This window comes from Streptomyces telluris, from assembly GCF_024519335.1.
In the GTDB taxonomy this organism is placed as follows: Bacteria; Actinomycetota; Actinomycetes; order Streptomycetales; family Streptomycetaceae; genus Streptomyces; species Streptomyces telluris.
This window is the reverse complement of record NZ_JANIID010000048.1, coordinates 19,731-38,240: the sequence shown is the minus strand read 5'-3', so window position 1 is coordinate 38,240 and position 18,510 is coordinate 19,731. Positions and strand designations below refer to the sequence as shown.

Sequence of the window (18,510 nt, the reverse complement as noted above, 5' to 3'; positions counted from 1 at the left end):
AACGCCCTCGATACCGCGCAGCTTCTCCACGATCTCATCGGCATGCTCGGTCGACGTCGTCGCCATCGTGACGTCGATCCGCAGCTTTTCGTGGCCGGAGGCGGTCACGTCGAGGCCGGTCACCGAACCGCCGGAGGACTCCACGGCCGTGGTGAGCTGGCTGACCGCGGTCCCGCCGGCGGGAACCTCCAGCCGGACCGTCATCGAGTACGAGACGCTAGGCGCCGTTGCCATGGCCGACTTCCTCTGCTTTCCCTTGTTTCGCTGGTGCGCGCACCGCCTGGCCGGCGGACGCCGACCGAGGGAGCGCAAGTAACGATCGTCCCACCTACCGACCGGTAGGCGGTAACCAGGGATGAATTTCGGAAATAAAGTTCCGCAACACAAGAGATAATCGGCGGCGCCGCGGGGCCGTTTCCGGCCCGGAAACACCGACGGGCGCCCCTCCGGAGAAGGGCGCCCGCCGGGACGCTGATGACACCGACCCGCCATGCTCGCCTCGCGGCAAGTGGTCGCTCGAAGCGACTAAGGTTGGGCCCGGGGGCTTGGATCGAGCCGGTGCCACACCCAGGCTAACAAACCGCCCCGGGAAGTCATTCCGCCAGGGGAAGTTCGCCCCCGGGAGCCTCGATCCACCGCCCGCACGGCGGAGCCGCGGCGCCCCGTCCGGTACCGCAGCCCCTCGTACCGCAGCCGCCCCGCGGGTACCGCGGACCCGCGGAACGGCCCTCGCACCGTGCCCTTGCACCGTGCCCTCGTACCGCGCGGCCCCGTGCCGCGCGGCCTCAGTCGCGCAGCAGGTCCGGCACCCCGTCCGCGTCCGGGTCGTCGCGCTCGCCGGAGAGGACCGTCAGCCGCTGGGTGGCGCGGGTCAGCGCCACGTACAGCACCCGCAGGCCCGCCGGGGACTCGTCCGCGATGTCGGCCGGCGAGACGACGACCGTCGCGTCGTACTCCAGGCCCTTGGCCTCCAGGCTGCCCAGCACCACGACCCGGTCGCCGAGCCCGGACAGCCAGCCGCGGGCCTCCGCGCGCCGCGCCATCGGCACGACCACGCCGACCGTGCCCTCGACGTCCGCCAGCAGGTGCTCCGCCTCGGCCCGGACGGCCGCGGCGAGGGCGGCGCCCGCGACGGCGAAGCGCGGCACGACGCCCGTGGAGCGGACGGCCGCCGGGGACTCCATGCCGGGCATCGCCAGCGCCAGCACCTTGGCCGCGAGCTCGGCGATCTCCGCGGGGTTGCGGTAGTTCACGGTGAGCCGGAAGCGGGTGCGGCGGCGGGCGCCGAGCGCCTCGTCGCGGGCGGCGGCGGCCTCGTCCGGGTCGGACCAGGAGGACTGGGCCGGGTCGCCGACGATCGTCCAGGTGGCGGTGCGGCCCCTGCGGCCGACCATGCGCCACTGCATGGGCGTCAGGTCCTGCGCCTCGTCCACGATGACGTGCGCGTAGTCGCGGCGCTCCTCGGCCAGGCGCTCGGCGCGCTCGCGGCGCGACTCCGAGCGCTGCGGCATCAGCTCCTCCAGCCCGGTGAGCTGGTCGAGCGGGTCGTACTCGCGCGGCTTCTTCGGGCGGGCCGGGGCGCCGAGGAGCGTCTCCAGCTCGTCCAGCAGGGCCACGTCGTGCACGGACAGCGGGCCGCGCCCGGCGGCGTCCAGGCGGCGCAGCGAGCGGGCCAGCAGCCGGGTCTCGCGCGGGTTGAGCACCCGGCGGGCGGAGCGGGCGAGGCGCTTCTCGTCGGCCATGCCCGCCAGCACCTGACGTGGCGTCAACTCCGGCCACCAGGCGTCGAGGAAGGCCAGGAAGTCGTCCTCGGTGGTGATGTCCTCGTCGAAGGCCGAGCGGGCCTCGGCGGCGAGCTCGGGGTCGGTGTAGCGCTTGGGTCCGCCGGCCCTGGACCACAGGGCGTCGAGGATCAGCCTGCGGGCGCGCGGGCGCAGCAGGTTGACCGGCGCGGTGCCGCCGAGGGCGGTGTTGCGGATGCGCTTGAGGTCCTCGGCGCCGAGCTCGATGCGGGCGCCGAAGGCGACGACGCGCAGCCGGTCGGGCGTGCCGGCCGGGCCGGCGGTCTCCAGCGCGCCGCGGACCGCCTTGCGCAGCACCTTGAGCATGCGGGAGGAGCCCTTGACGCGGGCCACGGCCGGTTCGTCGTAGGTGTCGGCCTCGGCGCCGTCGACCAGCGAGCCGACGGCCCGGATGGCGACCTGCCCCTCCTCGCCGAGGGAGGGCAGCACGCCCTCCGTGTAGGAGACGAGCAGCGGGGTCGGGGAGACGACGAGGATGCCGCCCGCGTAGCGGCGGCGGTCCTGGTAGAGCAGGTAGGCGGCGCGGTGCAGGGCCACGGCGGTCTTGCCGGTGCCGGGGCCGCCCTCGACCTCGGTCACCGACGCGGCGGGCGCGCGGATGACCATGTCCTGCTCGGCCTGGATGGAGGAGACGATGTCGCGCATCGTGTGGCTGCGGGCCTGGCCGAGCGCGGCCATCAGCGCGCCGTCGCCGACGACCGGCAGGGAGTCCCCGCCGAGGGTGGCGGTCAGCTCCGGGCGCAGCAGGTCGTCCTCGACGCCCAGGACGCGGCGGCCCTTGGAGCGGATGACGCGGCGGCGGACGACGCGGCCGGGCGCGACGGGCGTGGCGCGGTAGAAGGGCGCGGCCGCGGGCGCCCGCCAGTCGATGACCAGCGGGGCGTAGTCGGCGTCGAGGACGCCGATGCGGCCGATGTGCAGGGTCTCGGCGATCTCGGCCCGGTCGTCGCGGACGGCGTCGTCGGCGGGCTCGACGGAGGTGTAGGCGCCGTCGGGGCCCTTCTTGCCGTCCTTGCCGAGCAGCAGGTCGATGCGGCCGAAGAGGAAGTCCTCGAATTCGTTGTTGAGCCGGTTGAGGTGCACTCCGGCGCGGAAGACCTGGGCGTCCCGCTCGGCGAGCGCGCCGGGCGTGCCGACCTGCCCGCGCTTGGCGGCGTCGTCCATGAGGAACTCGGCCTCGTGGATCTTCTCCTCCAGGCGCCGGTAGACCCGGTCCAGATGCTGTTGTTCGGTACCGATCTCGCGGTCGCGGACCCCGTCGGGCTCACTCTGCGGTCCGGTCGCCACCTGCGCGTGTGTGGCGTTCTGCGCGGCCACCCAAGCCCCCTTCTGCTGTGCCTAGGGCAGCCGTCAACCGTACGCGAACAGGGGTACTGAGCGCACCTGTCGGTACATGACTGTTTTCATCGGGGTTGGAGGGTTTTTGGTCACACCTTGACGGTCGCGAGCAGTTTGCCGTCGAGTGTCCGCACCTCGAACCGGGAGATATCGCTCCGGTTCAGCGCGGCGCCGCCGTGGGTGTACAGCGGCTCCTTGCTCCATTTACCGCCCTTGTCGTTCCCGCCCTTGTCGTTCCCGCTCTTGTCGTTCGCGTCCAGGCCGTAGCCGCCCGGCGGGACCGCCCACGTCGTCACCGTCTGCCGCTCCCCGTCCTTGCCCACGGCGACGAGGTCGCAGGTCAGCGGGCCTCTGACGTGGGACAGCCGGAGGGCCACATGGGTCCCCCACGCCTTCGGCTGCAGCGAGACCGTCGCGTCGACCTTCGTGGCCGGGTCGACCGCGCCGATCTTCTCGCCGTCCTCGTACATCTGCTTGGCCGCGCTCACGCCGCTGTGGTCCGGGGCCTCCCCGGCGAAGACCGCGGCGCCCACCAGCGGGCCCGCGACGATCAGCGCGGCGGCGGCCGCGACCAGGCACAGGCGGCGGGTGCGCTGCGCCCGGCGGGTGGCCGTGACGCCGGCGAGCAGGCGGTCGAGCAGCGCCGGGTCCGGGCGCGGCGCGAGGGCCTCCGGGCCGGGCGCGGACTCCTTGAGGTCCGCGAGGAGCGGGGTCAGGCCCATCAGGTCGTCGAGTTCGGCGGCGCACCGCGGGCACCCGGCGAGGTGCTCCTCGAACCGGGCGGCGTCCGCCGCGTCGAGGACGCCGAGGGCGTAGGCGCCCACCTCGGTGTGCTGCTCATGGTCCGGTGCCGGCCGGTTCATGCCGTCACTCCCCGTTCTTCGAGCGAGAGCTTCATCGAGCGCAGTGCGTAGAAGACCCGGGACCGCACGGTCCCCGCCGGCACGCCCAGCACCTCGGCCGCCTCGCTCACGGTACGTCCTCTGAAATAGGTCTCGATCAGCGCCTCCCGGTGCGCCTCCGTCAGGTCGCCCAGCGCGTCGTTGATGGTCATCAGGCGCAGTGCGCGGTCGATCTCGTCGGCCGCCGGGACGAGCTCCAGCGGCCCGGGGTCGACCTCGTGCGGCCGCGCCTGCCGGCTGCGGTGGTTGTCGATGACGATGCGCCGGGCGACGGTCACCAGCCAGGGCCGTACGGAGCCGGGGGCTCCGCGCAGCCGGTCGGCGTTGCGCCACGCGCGCAGCAGCGTCTCCTGGACGACGTCCTCGGCGCGCTGGCGGTCCCCGTCCACCAGCCGGAGGACGAAGGCGAGGAGCGGGCCCGCGTGCTCGTCGTACAGGGCCCGCATCAGGGCCTCGTCGGGACTCGTCCTGTCAGCCACGGCGGCATCCTTGCGCAAGCCTTCCCCCTGGTCGATAGCGCGCGTCGGTGTTCACTGTCAGTGCGCAAAGCCTCCGTTCCCGCCGGGCCCTTCCGGTGACGCCCTCCGGCCATGGATACGGGCGGGGCGTGCGCCCCGTTCACCAGGGGGCGGGAAATCCCGCGGCGGATTCCCGCACAGCGACGCGCACGGACGCGTACGGACGGAACGGCGCCGCCGTTCAGCGGCAGCCGCGTGATACAGGTCTCGGTCCCCCGCTGAACGAGGGAACGGACCGGGCCCGTACGACAGCCCGGGAAGCCGGTGCAGGGGGCAGCGGCTCCGGACGGGGAGGTTCGCCGTGAACCGTTTCGGCAAGCGCAGGGCCGTCGTCGCCACCGCCACCGCGGCGGCCGTCGCCGCGGGGGTCGGCATCGCCTTCGCCGTGATGCCGGGCGGCGGGTCCGGCCGGCAGGACGCCGCCGTCTCCTTCGCCGGCAGCCTCGCCGGAGCGAACGAGGTGCCCGCGGCGGACGGCAAGGCCGTCGGCGACCGGGACGGCCGGGCCCTCGCCTTCCTGCGCGTCCAGGGCGACGAGGTGGCCTTCGCCTTCACCTTCGGCGGCATCGCCACCCCCACCGCCGCCCATCTCCACCGGGGCGGGCGCGGCGAGAACGGCGACGTGCGGATCCCGTTCTTCGCGAAGAAGCTGCCCGACGGGCGGAGCAGTGCCACCGGCACGGTGAAGGTCACCGACCGGAAACTCCTCGACGCGCTGAGGACCGGGCCGGACGGCTTCTACTTCAACCTGCACACCGGTGAATTCCCGGGTGGCGCGGTACGGGGGCAGGCGCACCGGCTGAGCGGGCCGCTCGACGTGAAGACGGCCGTGAAGAGCGTGCAGGCGTCCGTCGTCGAAGGCCGTCAGGTCTACGCGTGCACCCGGCAGGACGGCGGCGGGTTCGCCTTCGCCCAGGAGGGCGTCTCCGCCACGCTCGGCGGGAACATCGCCCACTCCTTCGTCCGGCCCGGAGGCGACCCGCAGTGGATCGCGCCCGACCGCTCCGCCGTCACCGGCAAGGTCGTCACCAAGACCCCCAACGGGGACGGGAACATCCCCGAACTCGTCCTGCGCGCGACCCCGGTCGGCGCGAGGACCGGCGTCCTCGCCTCCACGGCGGAGATCCTGCGGCTGAACACGCGGGGCGGCGTCGCCCCCGCCGGGCCCTGCGACCCGCAGCGTCAGCCGAAGGCGGCCGTGCCCTACCGGGCGGACTACGTCTTCATCGCGCGTTGACCGCGCGGCGGCGGTGGCGGGCCACGCGCTCGCGGTTGCCGCACACCTCGCTGGAGCACCAGCGGCGCCGGCGGCCGCGGGACGTGTCCAGGTAGACCAGGGAGCACGTCTCGCCCTCGCACCGGCGCAGCTGCCCGCGCGCCGCCGGGTCGGTGAGCAGCTCCACCGCGTCACGGGCGATCCGGCCCACGACGGCGCCGCAGTCGGGCGCGGCGGCGACCGTACGCACCAGGGTGCCGTCCTCGGCCCGCACGGCCCGCAGCGCGGGCGGCGCCGTCGCGGCGAGGGCGTTCACCCGCTCCAGGTCCGGATCGGCGGCGCGGCCGTCCACCTCGGCGTGCACGATCCGGTGCAGCAGATCGCGGACCGCGCGCACGCGGGCCAGCCAGGCGGCGTCCACGGCGGTCAGGGACGTGCCGGGCGGCACGGCGCCGGAGGCCAGGAGCCAGTCCCGCAGCCGGTCGGGGGTCTCGAGCCGCTCGACCGGCTCGTCCCCGAACCGGCCGCCGACCGTGGCCACCAGATCCAGACAGAGCCGCCCGGCGTCGAATCTCAGGTCAGCGAAGCCCGTCACCACCCCACCAGAGTGCCTCGCGGCAAGCGCCCGTGAAACCCCCGCCCCAGGGGCAGTTCGCCTGCACGGCACCTCCGGCCGCCCCGCTACGCCGCCATCAGCTCCTCGTCCGGCCGCGGCAGCCACGCACCCCGCGGGCGGGTCAGCCAGCCGTGACGGGAGGCCAGCGTCGCCGCTGCCGCCTGGAGGGCGGTCCGCGCGGGGTGGCGGAGGCCGCGGCGCCAGACCATGGAGATGGGTGAGAGCGGCACGGGGTCCACGAGGGGGCGGAGCACCATGCCGGGGACCTCGATGAACTCCACGCTCGCCAGCACCGACCACCCCCGCCGCCGTACGACCCGCACGAACTCCCCCTCTCCCTCGATCTCCGGGAACGGCTCGGCGATGCCGATCCCCCGCCCCGCGAAGAGCCGCTCGGCGAGGTCGGTCCACTCGGCGGTGGCCGGGTTGCCGGCGGCGGCGTAGAGCGTCTCGCCGGCGAGGGAGTCCACGGGCACTTCGGGCAGGGCGGCCAGCCGGTGCCCGGCGGGCAGGAGGACTGCCATCGGCTCGTACCGCACGGGGCAGTGCGACAGCTCCGCCCGTACGGCCGGGTCCAGGCCCGCGATCCGGCCGAAGGAGACGTCGAGCCGGCCCGCGAGGATCGCTCCGGCGGCGCCGGCGAGCCCGCTGTGGAAGCGGGCCACGAGCTCGTGCTCGGGCACGGCCTGCCGCGCGGCGGTCAGGACCTGGTACCCGGTGCCGACCGTGGCCGCGCAGTCCACGATCAGCGGCCGTTCCTCCCGCGCCCAGGCGGCGTCGAGTTCGTCGTGGGCGGCGAGCACCCGCCGGGCGTACGGCAGCAGCCGCGCCCCCTCCGCGGTGAGCGCGACCTGCCGCGTCGTGCGGGCGAACAGCTCGCTGCCCAGGCGCGCTTCGAGCCTGCGGACGTCGCGGCTGAGCGCCTGCTGGGCGGTGAACAGCCGGGTGGCGGCACGGGTGAAGTGCAGTTCCTCGGCCACGGCGACGAAGGTGCGCAGCAGGCGCGGTTCTATGTCGTAGGGCACGCGCCGCAGTTAACAACAGAAGTGCGTGAACGGCGAGCGATCGGGTGTTGGACCGCGCGGCCCGGGCGCCACGAGGCTGAAGCCCATGCCCACCCCCTCACCCCCCTCGCTCCCCTCGCCCCGCTCCAACCCCTACGCCCGCCTGTTCGCCCTCCCCGGCACCCGCGCCTTCACGGCGTGGAACCTGCTCGCCCGGCTGCCCATGGGCATGTTCGGCGTCGGCGCCGTGCTGATGATCTCCGCCGAGCGCGGTTCGTACGCGCTGGCCGGCGCCGTCACCGCGACGGGCCTCGCCGCGACCGCGCTGGCCGGCCCCTGGACGGCCCGGCTCGTGGACCGCCACGGGCAGGCCCGCGTCACCGTCCCGGCGGCCGCGCTCGCCTCCCTGGGCTCGCTGTCCCTGGTGCTGTGCGTGCACTTCGACGCCCCCGCCTGGACCCTCTTCGCGGCCTACGCGGCGACCGCGACCACCCCCAACACCGGCGGGATGTCCCGCGCCCGCTGGGCGCACCTCCTGCGCACCGACCCGGCCGCCCTGCACACCGCGAACGCCTTCGAACAGGCCGCGGACGAGGCGTGCTTCATGCTCGGCCCGGTCCTCGCGACGTTCCTGTGCACGTCCTTCTTCCCCGAGGCGGGCACCCTCGCCGCCGCGCTGATGTTCCTGACGGGAGCGGTGCTCTTCGCGGCGCAGAAGCGCACCGAGCCCCCCATATCCGCCGCGCCCCTGCAGCGCCGCTCCCCCTTGCGGGGCAACCGCGGACTGGCCGCGATCCTGGTCGTCCTCGTCTGCACCGGCGCGCTGTTCGGCTCGCTGGAGGTGGTGACCATCGGCTTCGCCGACGCGCAGGGCCACCGCGCGGCCGCGGGGGCCGTCCTGGCCCTGCAGGCGGCGGGTTCGTGCGCGGCGGGCCTGCTCTACGGGCTGACGCGCCCGTCATCCCCCGCGGCCGCCCGCTTCCCGCGCTGCCTGGCGGCGATGGCCGCCCTGGCGCTGCTGCCGCTCCTGACGACGGCGGCGGGCGGCGGACTGCCTTTCCTGGCGGTCGCACTGCTGCTGGCGGGCATGGCGACGGCGCCCACCATGGTCACGGGCATGAACCTGGTCCAGGGCCTGACCCCGCCGGGCAGCCTGAACGAGGGCATGACGCTGGCCGTGACGGGGCTGCTCACGGGCATAGCGGCGGGTTCGGCGGCCGGCGGCTGGGCCGTCGAGCACCTGGGGACCTGGGGCTACGCGGTGCCCGCGGGGGCGGCGGCGGCCGCGCTGCTCACGGCGACGGCCGGCCGGCGGGCGCTCGCGGGGCGGCCCGTCCTCACCGTGCGGCCCGCCGCCTGAGCAGCACGCCCAGGCCCGCGGCCGCGAGCACCCCGGCCGTCGTACCGCCCGCCACGTACGCCACGGTCGTCCCGGAAGCCCCCGAGCCTGCGGCGCCCCGGCCGGACGGGCCCGCGGCCGCCTCGGTGACCTGCAGCTTCGCGGCCTTCTTCACCCGCCCGTGGTGGCTGGAGACGGTGACCGCGTAGCTCCCGGGGGCTAGCCCCCGCCGGATCCGCGCGGGCCCGAAGTAGCGGGGGTCGTCCCCGTCCGCCGCCTTGGTGTCGTCGCGCCGCAGCCGCACCGGCCGCTCGAACGCCGGCGAGGTGGCCGTCAGCCGCTCCTCCTCCCCCGGGTCGGGCGAGCGGTCGCGCCACAGGACGTTGACGGTGCCGCCCGCCGGGACCCGGTGCCCTCGGGCGCGGGCGGCCTCCGGGCCGGTCCCGGCCGAGGCGCCGAAGAACGCCGGCCCGCGGGCCCGCCCCACGTAGTCGCGGTCACCGGGCCGCGCGGCGCGGACGACCAGCGGCTTCTCGTCGACGACACGGCCGCCCGGCCCGTACAGCGTGACCTTGTACGTCCCGTCGCGGGTGCCCGGCGGCAGCTCGGCGGCGCCGGAGAACAGCCGCGGGTTGTTCCAGTCCGTGCTCGACGGATCGTGCGCGAGCCGCACCGGCGCGCGGAAGGCGGGCGAGGAGACGGCGAAGGAGCGCCCGGTCTCGCCCGGGTACAGGCCGTCGTAGGACATCCACAACCGCTCCCCCGGCCGCAGGACCTCGCCGGGCGACGTCACCGAGAAGCTCGGCCGCTCCGACGGCTTCACCTCGACGCGCTCCTCCGCCACGACCCGGCCGCCGGCCCGGACCTTCAGCGGGTACGTGCCCGGCTCCGTGGTCATCGCGATGGCCGGGCGGGCGTGGTGGCCGTCGTCGCGGAGGGCGAGCCGGACGGGACGCGGGAAGACCGGCGAGGAGACGGTGACGTCGCCCGGCGTACGGATCCCCTGCACCTCTATGTCGACGAGCTCGCCCGGGCGGTTGTCGTAGGCGCTGTTGAGCAGCAGGTGCACCCCGCCGTCACCGCCGCCGCCCTCGTCGGCGGAGGCCGGGCCGGCACCGCCGGCGAGCCACAGGGCCCCCGCAGCCAGCACGGCGGCCACCGCCGTGCGCATCCGGTTCACCGGGCCACCACCCCCTCGCCATGGAGCGTCATCAAGAAAGAGTGCCGCGCAGACTCATCGGTTGCTCGTCGGCGCCCAGCATGACAAGAGCCCCTGGTCCGAGGACCAGGGGCTCTTGCCCACATGGGATGAGTGGAGATGGCGGGAATCGAACCCGCGTCCAACGGTGCAGAATCAGGGCTTCTCCGTGTGCAGTCCGCTGCGATTTTCTCGGCCCCGGAGATCACGCGAACAAGTCTCCGACGGGCTCAGCCACTGTTTGATTTCCCACTGGACCCCGTGACCGGGTCTAGTGGTTTAGTCCCCTAGCTGATGCCAGGATCCGGGTCGGGAACAGCCCCGGGCTGACACTTCGCAAGTCGCTACTTAGGCAGCGAGGGCGAAGGAATCGCGCTTGGTGTTGGCGATTATTGGTTGCGACATATGGTTTACGAGATCATTGCCGCTTCCTCGACACGCTTCCCCTGCTTCGACATCCGCTGTCGAAACCGATCATCCCCATGTTGATTTTTCAATATGCGCACCGGGGTACGACCCCGTGTGCTGTCTTCATCGTACGCGACCGACGTAGGACCGTGCCAGCGTATTACCGCCGCCGGACCCGCACGGTCCGCTAGTGCCGCACCGAGGCCGCCCGCTGCCGGCGGCGCGCCGCGGCGATGGCGCGGTTCGACTCGCGCGTGTCCTGCTTCTCGCGCAGGGTCTGCCGCTTGTCGTACTCCTTCTTGCCCTTGGCGAGGGCGATCTCGACCTTGGCCCGGCCGTCCTTGAAGTAGATGGCCAGCGGCACGATGGTGTGCCCCGTCTCCTGCGACTTGGAGGCGAGCTTGTCGATCTCGGCCCGGTGCATCAGGAGCTTGCGCTTGCGGCGCGCGCTGTGGTTCGTCCACGTGCCCTGGGTGTACTCGGGGATGTGGGCGTTGTGCAGCCACGCCTCACCGCCGTCGATCTGCACGAAGCCGTCCACCAGCGAGGAGCGCCCCTGGCGCAGCGACTTCACCTCGGTGCCGGTCAGCACCATGCCGCACTCGTAGGTGTCCAGAATGTGGTAATCGTGCCGCGCCTTCTTGTTCTGCGCGACGAACTTCCGCGTCTCTTTCTTTTCCTTAGCCATAGCGCCGCCATTCTCGCACTAGGACCCGCCCCCGAGGCCACTCAATACCGTGCGGGCCCGCTCCTCGGCATCGCCGTGGACCAGCAGGTCGGGGGCGATGCCCAGGCCGTCCACGGCGCGGCCGGCGGGGGTGCGGTAGTGGCCCACGGTGAGCTCGGCGACCGAGCCGTCGGCGAGGCGGCTCGGCATCTGCACGGAGCCCTTGCCGAAGGTCCGCGAGCCGACGACGACGGCGCGGCCGCGGTCCTGCAGGGCGCCCGCCAGCAGCTCGGCCGCGCTCATCGTGCCGCCGTCGACCAGGACGACCAGGGGCCGGGCGGTCACCGTGCCGGCCCGCGCCTCCAGGGAGCGCTGGCTGCCGTGCACGTCGTAGGTGGCTACGAGCCCGCCGTCGAGGAAGGCGGAGGCGGCCCGCACCGCCTCGCCGACCAGGCCGCCCGAGTTCCCCCGCAGGTCCAGCAGGATGCCCTCGCCGGGCCGCGCCGCCGCGGCCGCCGCGCGCACCTGGTCGCCGGCGCCCCGGGTGAACGAACCGACCTTGATCTTCAGGGCCGCGACCTCGCCCCGGTAGAGGTGCTCGGCCGCCACGCTCTCGGTGGCCAGCCGCTCCCGGTACAGCGTGCGCGCCCAGCGGCTTCCGGCGCGCTCGACCTCGACCCGCACGGGCGTGCCGGGGGCGGAGCGGGCCGTGCCGTCGCCGCGCAGCAGGGCGACGACGTCGGTGACGGGACGGTCGTCGGCGGGCGCTCCGTCGACGGTGCGCAGCCGGTCGCCGGAGCGGAGGCCGGCGCGGTCCGCGGGGCTGCCGGGGCGGACGCTGTCGATCTCGGTGCGGCCGTCGCCGCGGCGCCGCGCGGAGAGGCCCACCCCGATGTAGGCGCCGTCCAGGGCGCGCTCCAGGCCCTCGTACTCGCCGGCGCTGTAGACGGCGCTCCAGCGGTCGCCGCTGCGGCCGACGACCTCGGCGGCGGCCTCGGTGCCGGACCGGCCGTCCTCGACGGCCTGCGCCGCGGCGGCCTCGACCTCCGCGTGGTCCACGGGGGCGCCCGCGCCGCCCGGACCGGCGACGGCGCGGTCCGCGGGTCTCGCCGCGGTGCGCGCGGTCGCGCGGGCCTCCGTCGCCTTCCGGCCGTCCTGCCCCTGCGGGGTCCAGGAGCCGGCCGCGGCACCGGTGGCCAGCACGCCCGCGAAGACCAGCGTCAGCGCCGCACCCCGGCGGGCGCGGCGCTGCGGGTGGAACATCGACGGGCCGGGCATGCGCGTGAGTCTAGGACACCAGGGCGCGCCGTACGGGGAGTTGACCGTACGGCACCCTTGGCGCACGTCACACCTTGAGGTACTTACGCAGCGCCGCGAACGCCGCCAGCGCGGGCATCAGCAGCCCGATCGCGAGCACCAGCGGGAGCTTGGCCAGCACCGCGTCCCAGCCGATGAACTGGATGAGGTCGATCTGGTCGACCAGCCAGTTGTTCACCAGGAAGTAGTGCCCGCCGACCAGCAGCATGCACGCGAGGCCCGCGCCCAGCAGCCCGGCGAAGGCCGCCTCCATGATGAACGGGATCTGGATGTAGAAGCTGGACGCACCGACCAGCCGCATGATCCCGGTCTCCCGGCGGCGGCTGAACGCGGACACCCGGACGGTGTTCACGATCAGCATCAGCGCCACGACCAGCATCAGCGCCATCACGCCGAGCGCCGCGTAGTTCATGCCGTTGACCAGGTTGAACAGGTTCGACAGGACGTCCTTCTGGTCCTGGACCATCTGCACGCCCGGGCGCTGCGAGAAGGCGGTCGAGATGACCTCGAACTTGGTGGGGTCCTTGAGCTTGACGCGGAAGGACTCCTGCATCTGGTCCGGCGTGACGAAGCCCGCGATCGGCGACTTCTTGTCGAACTGCTCCTTGTAGTGCTTGTACGCCTCGTCGGCCGTCTCGAACTCGACCTTCTGGACGACGCTCATCTTCTCCAGATCGGCGCGGATCTCCTTCTTCTGGTCCTCCGTGGCCGCTCCCTTGGCACAGGAGGGGAAGGACTCCGCGTCGGTCTTGTTGCAGAGGTAGATGGAGACGTTGACCTTGTCGTACCAGTAGCCCTTCATCGTGCTCGCCTGCTCGCGCATGAGCAGGGACCCGCCGAAGAGGGCCAGGGAGAGGGCCACGGAGACGATCACCGCGAAGGTCATCGTGAGATTGCGACGGAGACCGACGCCGATCTCCGAGAGGACGAACTGGGCGCGCATGGCGTCCTTTCAGTGCTGGTAGCCGTACACGCCGCGCGACTGGTCGCGTACGAGGCGTCCCTTTTCCAATTCGATGACGCGCTTGCGCATCTGGTCCACGATCTGCTGGTCGTGGGTGGCCATGATGACCGTGGTCCCGGTCCGGTTGATCCGGTCGAGCAGCTTCATGATGCCCACCGAGGTCTGCGGGTCGAGGTTGCCCGTCGGCTCGTCGGCGATCAGCAGCATCGGGCGGTTGACGAAGGCCCGGGCGATCGCCACGCGCTGCTGCTCACCGCCGGAGAGCTCGCCCGGCCTGCGGTCCTCCTTGCCGCCCAGCCCCACCAGCTCCAGCACCTGCGGGACGGCCTTCCTGATCTCCCCGCGGGGCTTGCCGATCACCTCCAGCGCGAAGGCGACGTTCTCGCTGACGGTCTTGTTGGGCAGCAGCCGGAAGTCCTGGAAGACCGTGCCCAGCTGGCGGCGCATCTGGGGCACCTTCCAGTTGGACAGCCGGGCCAGGTCCTTGCCCAGCACGTGCACCTGCCCGGTGCTCGCGCGCTCCTCGCGGAGCAGCAGTCTCAGGAAGGTGGACTTGCCGGAACCCGAGGACCCGACCAGGAAGACGAACTCGCCTTTCTCGATCTCGAGCGAGACGTCACGGAGCGCCGGACGGTTCTGCTTCGGGTAGGACTTGGAGACGTTGTCGAATCGGATCACGAGTGCACCACGCGTCGACCTGGATAGGGGGCACGGACCGCCCGCGGGGGCGCTTCCGTTCGGTGTGCGTGACCATACGCGAACGAGCCGTGCACGCGCAGGCAGCGCAGGGGGTCGGCGCGTTTATTACCGACATGTTCGGGGACAAAACGAGGACAATCGGCCCGCACGCGCCGTTCGGCGCCGGAGCTGGCACAGTGGTAGGGGGAACCGGACGGCTCCCCAGCGCGTTGGACGTACCGGAGGAGGAGATCGCATGACATGCGACCGACTGGTGTGCGCCAACTGCGCGGGCCCCGTCAGTGAGGGCCGCTGCCCGGTGTGCCGGGCCAGCAGGGAGCGGCTGCAGCACCAGGAAGGCGTCTTCGCCGGCCTGACCCCTGCAGCGCTGATCGCCCTGCTGGTGGCGCTGGTGGCGGTGGCCGTGCTCGCACACGGATTCGCCGGGTAGTCGCACGATTCACGTGCGTACTCGCCGGAAGATGCACGAGGGCCCGGAGCGCTCAGCGCTCCGGGCCCTTTGCACACCTGCGTGGCAGGCGTCACCGGCGCCTGAGGTCAGGCCGCCGCGCCCGCGCTGCGGGTCATGAGGCGGGGCAGCAGCCGGAAGCCGACGCCGCCCGCGATCATCGTCGCGGCACCGATCACCAGGAAGCCGGTCTGCGAAGCACCGGTCTCGGCCAGCTGCTCCTTCGGCTTGGCCTGCTGCACGGGCTTGCTGCCCGCACTGTCCGGGTCGGCGTTGTTGCCGCAGTTGCTGCTGGTGTCGACCGGGCAGACCTTGCCCTGGTCGCCGGAGTCGCTGCCGCCGCTGCCCGAGCCGCCCGTGGCGGCGGTGCCGCTCTGGTCGCCGCCCGTGCTGCCCTCGCCACCGCCGGTGGAGGAGCCGGAGCCGGTGGAACCGGTGGAACCGGAGCCGGAGGAGGAGCTGCCCGAGGAGGAGCTGCCGCCGGTGTTGCCAGTCTCGCCGGTCGTGCCGGTGGAGCCGGTGGAGCCGGTGGAGCCGGTGGAACCCGTGCTGCCGGTGCTGCCCGTGGAGCCGGTCGAGCCGGTGGAGCCCGTGCTGCCGGTGGAACCGGTCGAGCCCGTGGAGCCCGTGGAACCGGTGCTGCCGGTCGAGCCCGTGGAACCCGTGGAGCCTGTGCTGCCCGTCTCGCCGGTGGAACCCGTGGAGCCGGTGGAACCCGTGCTGCCCGTGCTGCCGGTGGAGCCGGTGCTGCCCGTCTCGCCGGTGGTGCCGGTGGAGCCCGTCGAGCCCGTGGTGCCGGTGGAGCCCGTGGTGCCCGTGGATCCGGTGGTGCCCGAGCTGCCGGTGGTCTCGCCCGAGCCGCCGCCGACGCTGCCGGTGGTGCCCGTAGAGCCGGTGGTGCCCGTGGAACCCGTGGTACCGGTGGAGCCCGTGGTGCCGGTGGAACCGGTAGTGCCGGTCTCACCCGTGGAACCCGTGGTGCCGGTCGAACCGGTCGAGCCGGTGGTGCCCGTGGTGCTGCCGCCCGAGGTGGGCGGCTGCGGGATCTGGTCGGGGTCGTCGGGCGAGGCGACGCCGTGGACGCCCGCCTTCACACCGACACCCGCGACCTGGACGTTGACGCCGGCGGCCGAAGCCGCGCCGGCGGCAGTCAGCGAAGCGCCCGCGGCGACCACTGCGCCGGCGGCTATGCGCGCGACACGCAGTCGCGTCTTCTTCGTCATATGCCTGCTACCCCCAGTAGCTAACTCGTCAATGGAGCAGCTCTGCACGGGGCGGTGGCGCTCTGAAAGGCCTGGCACAGCCGGCCGGCCTGCCGCACGAAATCGGCGGCACTGTCGACCGGTCCGCTTGCCCCCGCCACACGCGCCCCAGTGCTACGCGTGCCGCGCGCCAGCCTTTCCAGTTTTTGACGTAGCGTCAAGCCGGTTACGGGCAGGATGTCCGGCTATGAGGGTGCTTGGGGTTACTTCTCCTGCTGCTTGCGCCAGCGGATACCGGCCTCGAGGAACCCGTCGATGTCGCCGTCGAGGACGGCGGTCGGGTTGCCGACCTCGAACTCGGTGCGGAGGTCCTTGACCATCTGGTACGGGTGCAGGACGTACGAACGCATCTGGTTGCCCCAGGAGTTGCCGCCGTCGCCCTTGAGCGCGTCCATCTTGGCCTGCTCCTCCTGGCGGCGGCGCTCGAGGAGCTTGGCCTGGAGGACGTTCATGGCGCTCGCCTTGTTCTGGATCTGGGAGCGCTCGTTCTGGCAGGAGACGACGATGCCGGTCGGGATATGCGTGATCCGGACCGCGGAGTCGGTCGTGTTGACGCCCTGGCCGCCGGGGCCCGAGGCGCGGTACACGTCGACGCGCAGCTCGGACTCGTCGATCTCGACGTGGTCGGACTGCTCGACGACCGGGAGCACCTCGACGCCCGCGAAGGAGGTCTGGCGGCGGCCCTGGTTGTCGAAGGGCGAGATGCGCACGAGGCGGTGGGTGCCCTGCTCGACGGAGAGCGTGCCGTAGGCGTACGGGGCCTTGACGACGAAGGTGGTCGACTTGATGCCGGCCTCTTCCGCGTACGAGGTCTCGTAGATCTCGGACGAGTAGCCGTGGCGCTCGGCCCAGCGCAGGTACATGCGCTGCAGGCGCTCCGCGAAGTCGGAGGCGTCGACGCCGCCGGCCTCGGCGCGGATGTTGACCAGGGCCTCGCGCGCGTCGTACTCGCCGGAGAGGAGGGTGCGGACCTCCATCTCGTCCAGCGCCTTGCGGACCGAGGCGAGCTCGGCCTCGGCCTCGGCCTGGGCGTCGGCGTCGTCCTCGGCCTCGGCGAGCTCGAAGAGCACCCCGAGGTCGTCGATGCGGCCGCGCAGGGTCTCGGTCTTGCGCAGCTCCGCCTGGAGGTGCGACAGCTGACTGGTGATCTTCTGCGCCGCCTCCGGGTCGTCCCACAGGGACGGGGCGGCCGCCTGCTCCTCGAGCACGGCGATGTCAGCCCTCATCCTGTCGAGGTCCAGGACGGCCTCGATCGACCCCATGGTCGAGGAGAGGGACTTCAGCTCTTCGGATACATCAACGACTGCCACGCACCCAGCCTAACGGCTGTGCCGCGCTTCCCCGCCCTCAAGGCCCGGATGGGGCCTCGTCACCGGCCTCCGCCCGGGCCGGGGCGGGTCCGGAGCGGCCGGGCCGCCCACGGCGACCCGGCCCCGCCGGGAGGCGTCAGCGCTTGGAGTCCGGGTGGTGGATGCCCGGTTTCGCGTCCGGGGCGTCGTGGTCCGCCGTGGCGAACCAGCCGCCCACGCCCGCGGCCGCCGCCAGGGCCACCGCGGCCGCTCCGAGGCGGATGCGGCGGCGGCGCTGTTCGGCGGCGGAGCGGTGGCGGGCCGAGCCTGCGCGGCGCTGACCTGCCGCGCGGGGGGCGCGGGCCGTCCCGTGGGCGCCGCCCGCGAGCTCGGCCGGCGTGGGCACGCGCATGCTCGTGTGGGTGTCCCGGCTGGAGTCCGCGACGGCGCCCGGCACGAGCGGCACGACCCCGCGGCGCCGTGCGGCGACCGGCGCCGCGGCCCCGTCCTGCGGCGCCTGCGCGCCCTCGGCGGCCTCCGCGGCGCCGTCGTCGGGCTCGTCGATGTCGAGGGGCGGTATGCCGGCGAGCCCGGGCAGCAGCTCCCGCAGCCGCGCCGCGAGCTCGGAGGCGCGCAGCCGGGACGCGGGCCCCTTGGCGAGGCACTGGACGACGAGCTGCCACAGCTCGTCGGGGATGCCGGGCAGCGGCGCCACGGTCTCCGTGACGTGGCGCCGGAGCACGGCGCCGGGGTGTCCGCCGCCGAAGGGCGTGAAGCCGGCCAGCAGCTCGTAGAGGACCGTGGCGAGGGCGTAGACGTCGACGGAGGCGCGCGGCGGCAGCCCCTCGATGATCTCGGGGGCGAGGTAGTCGGGCGTGCCGATGACGCTGCGCGGGCCGGTCCCGCGGCCTTCCCGGGCGGGCCGGGGGGCGTCCACGAGGCGGGCGATGCCGAAGTCGGTGAGCAGCGCGGGGTGCGCGCCGCCGGGTCCGAGGGGGCCCTGCATGTCGAGCAGGACGTTCTCGGGCTTGACGTCGCGGTGGACGATGCCGGCCGCGTGGGCGGCGGCGAGGCCCTCGGCGACGTCGGCGACGATGGCGACCGCGGCCTCGGGCGCGAGCCGCCGCTCGCGGTCGAGCCGGGTGCGCAGGTCCGTGCCCCGGATGAGGTCCATGACGAGCGCGAGGTCGGCGCCGTCGACCACGAGGTCGCGGACGCCGACCACGTGCGGGTGGTCGAGTCCGAGGAGCGCGGCGCGCTCCTGGACGAACCTGCCGACGAGCTCCTGGTCGGAGGAGAGATCCTCCCGCAGGAGCTTGATGGCGACCGGGCCCTCGGGCCCCTCGCCGAGCCAGACCGTGCCCGCGCTGCCGCGGCCGAGGACCTGGTGGGCGGTGTACCGGCTGCCGATCTTCCGTGCCAAGACTGTTCCCCGACTCCTCGTCTCCGACAGGCGCGCTGGCGACCAAGCTACTGCCAACGCTCACCCCCGAGGTGTAAATCGCCCCCCGGGTGTCGACAAA

General features: G+C 73.5%; 17 protein-coding genes and 1 other RNA gene. 3 read left to right on the top strand and 15 right to left on the bottom strand.

The window, feature by feature from the left end:
- The 4 genes from NQU55_RS33320 to NQU55_RS33305 form a co-directional block, all read right to left on the bottom strand.
- On the bottom strand, window positions 1–234 hold a 234-nt coding region (locus NQU55_RS33320), incomplete at its 3' end, for an ACT domain-containing protein (protein WP_505017634.1).
- Window positions 235–785: 551 nt separating this feature from the next.
- Window positions 786–3,119, bottom strand: a complete 2,334-nt coding sequence (locus NQU55_RS33315) for a HelD family protein (protein ID WP_168096546.1) — start codon at window positions 3,117–3,119, stop codon at window positions 786–788.
- 110 nt (window positions 3,120–3,229) lie between these two features.
- Window positions 3,230–4,003 (bottom strand): anti-sigma factor family protein, encoded by a 774-nt coding sequence (locus tag NQU55_RS33310; RefSeq protein ID WP_256791708.1) that lies wholly within the window; start codon window positions 4,001–4,003, stop codon window positions 3,230–3,232.
- On the bottom strand, window positions 4,000–4,488 hold the full coding sequence (locus NQU55_RS33305) for a sigma-70 family RNA polymerase sigma factor (protein WP_240976823.1): 489 nt from the start codon (window positions 4,486–4,488) through the stop codon (window positions 4,000–4,002). The genes NQU55_RS33310 and NQU55_RS33305 overlap by 4 nt, the downstream gene beginning before the upstream one ends.
- A gap of 373 nt (window positions 4,489–4,861) precedes the next feature.
- Here NQU55_RS33305 and NQU55_RS33300 point away from each other — a divergent pair, with 373 nt between their 5' ends.
- Complete coding sequence (locus NQU55_RS33300) at window positions 4,862–5,797, top strand: CHRD domain-containing protein (protein ID WP_256791707.1); 936 nt, start codon at window positions 4,862–4,864, stop codon at window positions 5,795–5,797.
- On the opposite strand, the gene NQU55_RS33295 is transcribed toward NQU55_RS33300, so the two are convergent.
- Window positions 5,784–6,371, bottom strand: coding sequence for a CGNR zinc finger domain-containing protein (locus tag NQU55_RS33295; protein WP_372504860.1), 588 nt, complete (start codon window positions 6,369–6,371; stop codon window positions 5,784–5,786). The genes NQU55_RS33300 and NQU55_RS33295 overlap by 14 nt on opposite strands.
- Window positions 6,372–6,457: 86 nt before the next feature.
- On the bottom strand, window positions 6,458–7,417 hold the full coding sequence (locus NQU55_RS33290) for a LysR family transcriptional regulator (RefSeq protein WP_168095343.1): 960 nt from the start codon (window positions 7,415–7,417) through the stop codon (window positions 6,458–6,460).
- Between the two features lie 85 nt (window positions 7,418–7,502).
- On the opposite strand from NQU55_RS33290, the gene NQU55_RS33285 reads away from it, so the two are divergent.
- Entirely contained in the window at window positions 7,503–8,756 is a 1,254-nt protein-coding gene (locus NQU55_RS33285) for an MFS transporter (protein WP_168095342.1), read from the top strand.
- On the opposite strand, the gene NQU55_RS33280 is transcribed toward NQU55_RS33285, so the two are convergent.
- The 6 genes from NQU55_RS33280 to ftsE form a co-directional block, all read right to left on the bottom strand.
- Window positions 8,734–9,906, bottom strand: a complete 1,173-nt coding sequence (locus NQU55_RS33280) for a hypothetical protein (RefSeq protein WP_372504861.1) — start codon at window positions 9,904–9,906, stop codon at window positions 8,734–8,736. The genes NQU55_RS33285 and NQU55_RS33280 overlap by 23 nt on opposite strands.
- Before the next feature lie 139 nt (window positions 9,907–10,045).
- Window positions 10,046–10,415, bottom strand: a transfer-messenger RNA (tmRNA) gene (gene ssrA, locus NQU55_RS33275).
- Between the two features lie 113 nt (window positions 10,416–10,528).
- Window positions 10,529–11,029 (bottom strand): SsrA-binding protein SmpB, encoded by a 501-nt coding sequence (gene smpB / locus NQU55_RS33270; protein ID WP_168094868.1) that lies wholly within the window; start codon window positions 11,027–11,029, stop codon window positions 10,529–10,531.
- Between the two features lie 18 nt (window positions 11,030–11,047).
- The gene (locus tag NQU55_RS33265; protein WP_168094867.1) at window positions 11,048–12,286 is read right to left on the bottom strand and encodes a S41 family peptidase; all 1,239 of its coding nucleotides are present in this window, start codon (window positions 12,284–12,286) and stop codon (window positions 11,048–11,050) included.
- 67 nt (window positions 12,287–12,353) lie between these two features.
- Window positions 12,354–13,268, bottom strand: coding sequence for a permease-like cell division protein FtsX (ftsX, locus tag NQU55_RS33260; protein ID WP_168094866.1), 915 nt, complete (start codon window positions 13,266–13,268; stop codon window positions 12,354–12,356).
- A gap of 9 nt (window positions 13,269–13,277) precedes the next feature.
- Window positions 13,278–13,967 (bottom strand): cell division ATP-binding protein FtsE, encoded by a 690-nt coding sequence (ftsE, locus tag NQU55_RS33255; protein WP_058044227.1) that lies wholly within the window; start codon window positions 13,965–13,967, stop codon window positions 13,278–13,280.
- A gap of 256 nt (window positions 13,968–14,223) precedes the next feature.
- On the opposite strand from ftsE, the gene NQU55_RS33250 reads away from it, so the two are divergent.
- Window positions 14,224–14,418, top strand: coding sequence for a hypothetical protein (locus NQU55_RS33250; RefSeq protein WP_168094865.1), 195 nt, complete (start codon window positions 14,224–14,226; stop codon window positions 14,416–14,418).
- A 107-nt stretch (window positions 14,419–14,525) separates the two neighbouring features.
- Here the strand turns inward: NQU55_RS33250 and NQU55_RS33245 are convergent, their stop codons facing one another.
- The 3 genes from NQU55_RS33245 to NQU55_RS33235 form a co-directional block, all read right to left on the bottom strand.
- Window positions 14,526–15,659 carry a hypothetical protein gene (locus NQU55_RS33245; RefSeq protein WP_168094864.1) on the bottom strand — a complete coding sequence of 378 codons (1,134 nt, stop codon included), beginning with the start codon at window positions 15,657–15,659 and terminating at the stop codon, window positions 14,526–14,528.
- A 242-nt stretch (window positions 15,660–15,901) separates the two neighbouring features.
- Complete coding sequence (gene prfB / locus NQU55_RS33240; protein ID WP_168094863.1) at window positions 15,902–17,008, bottom strand: peptide chain release factor 2; 1,107 nt, start codon at window positions 17,006–17,008, stop codon at window positions 15,902–15,904.
- Between the two features lie 136 nt (window positions 17,009–17,144).
- Window positions 17,145–18,410, bottom strand: a complete 1,266-nt coding sequence (locus tag NQU55_RS33235) for a serine/threonine-protein kinase (RefSeq protein ID WP_256791705.1) — start codon at window positions 18,408–18,410, stop codon at window positions 17,145–17,147.
- Window positions 18,411–18,510 lie beyond the last annotated feature (100 nt).

Excerpts from the sequence above, each read along its gene's own strand:
- smpB (WP_168094868.1), bottom strand. The coding sequence starts at position 11,029 with ATGGCTAAGGAAAAGAAAGAGACGCGGAAGTTCGTCGCGCAGAACAAG.
- NQU55_RS33310 (WP_256791708.1), bottom strand. The coding sequence starts at position 4,003 with ATGAACCGGCCGGCACCGGACCATGAGCAGCACACCGAGGTGGGCGCC.
- NQU55_RS33245 (WP_168094864.1), bottom strand. The coding sequence starts at position 15,659 with ATGACGAAGAAGACGCGACTGCGTGTCGCGCGCATAGCCGCCGGCGCA.
- ftsX (WP_168094866.1), bottom strand. The coding sequence starts at position 13,268 with ATGCGCGCCCAGTTCGTCCTCTCGGAGATCGGCGTCGGTCTCCGTCGC.
- NQU55_RS33285 (WP_168095342.1), top strand. The coding sequence starts at position 7,503 with ATGCCCACCCCCTCACCCCCCTCGCTCCCCTCGCCCCGCTCCAACCCC.
- NQU55_RS33305 (WP_240976823.1), bottom strand. The coding sequence starts at position 4,488 with ATGCGGGCCCTGTACGACGAGCACGCGGGCCCGCTCCTCGCCTTCGTC.
- NQU55_RS33265 (WP_168094867.1), bottom strand. The coding sequence starts at position 12,286 with ATGCCCGGCCCGTCGATGTTCCACCCGCAGCGCCGCGCCCGCCGGGGT.
- NQU55_RS33250 (WP_168094865.1), top strand. The coding sequence starts at position 14,224 with ATGACATGCGACCGACTGGTGTGCGCCAACTGCGCGGGCCCCGTCAGT.
- NQU55_RS33280 (WP_372504861.1), bottom strand. The coding sequence starts at position 9,906 with ATGCGCACGGCGGTGGCCGCCGTGCTGGCTGCGGGGGCCCTGTGGCTC.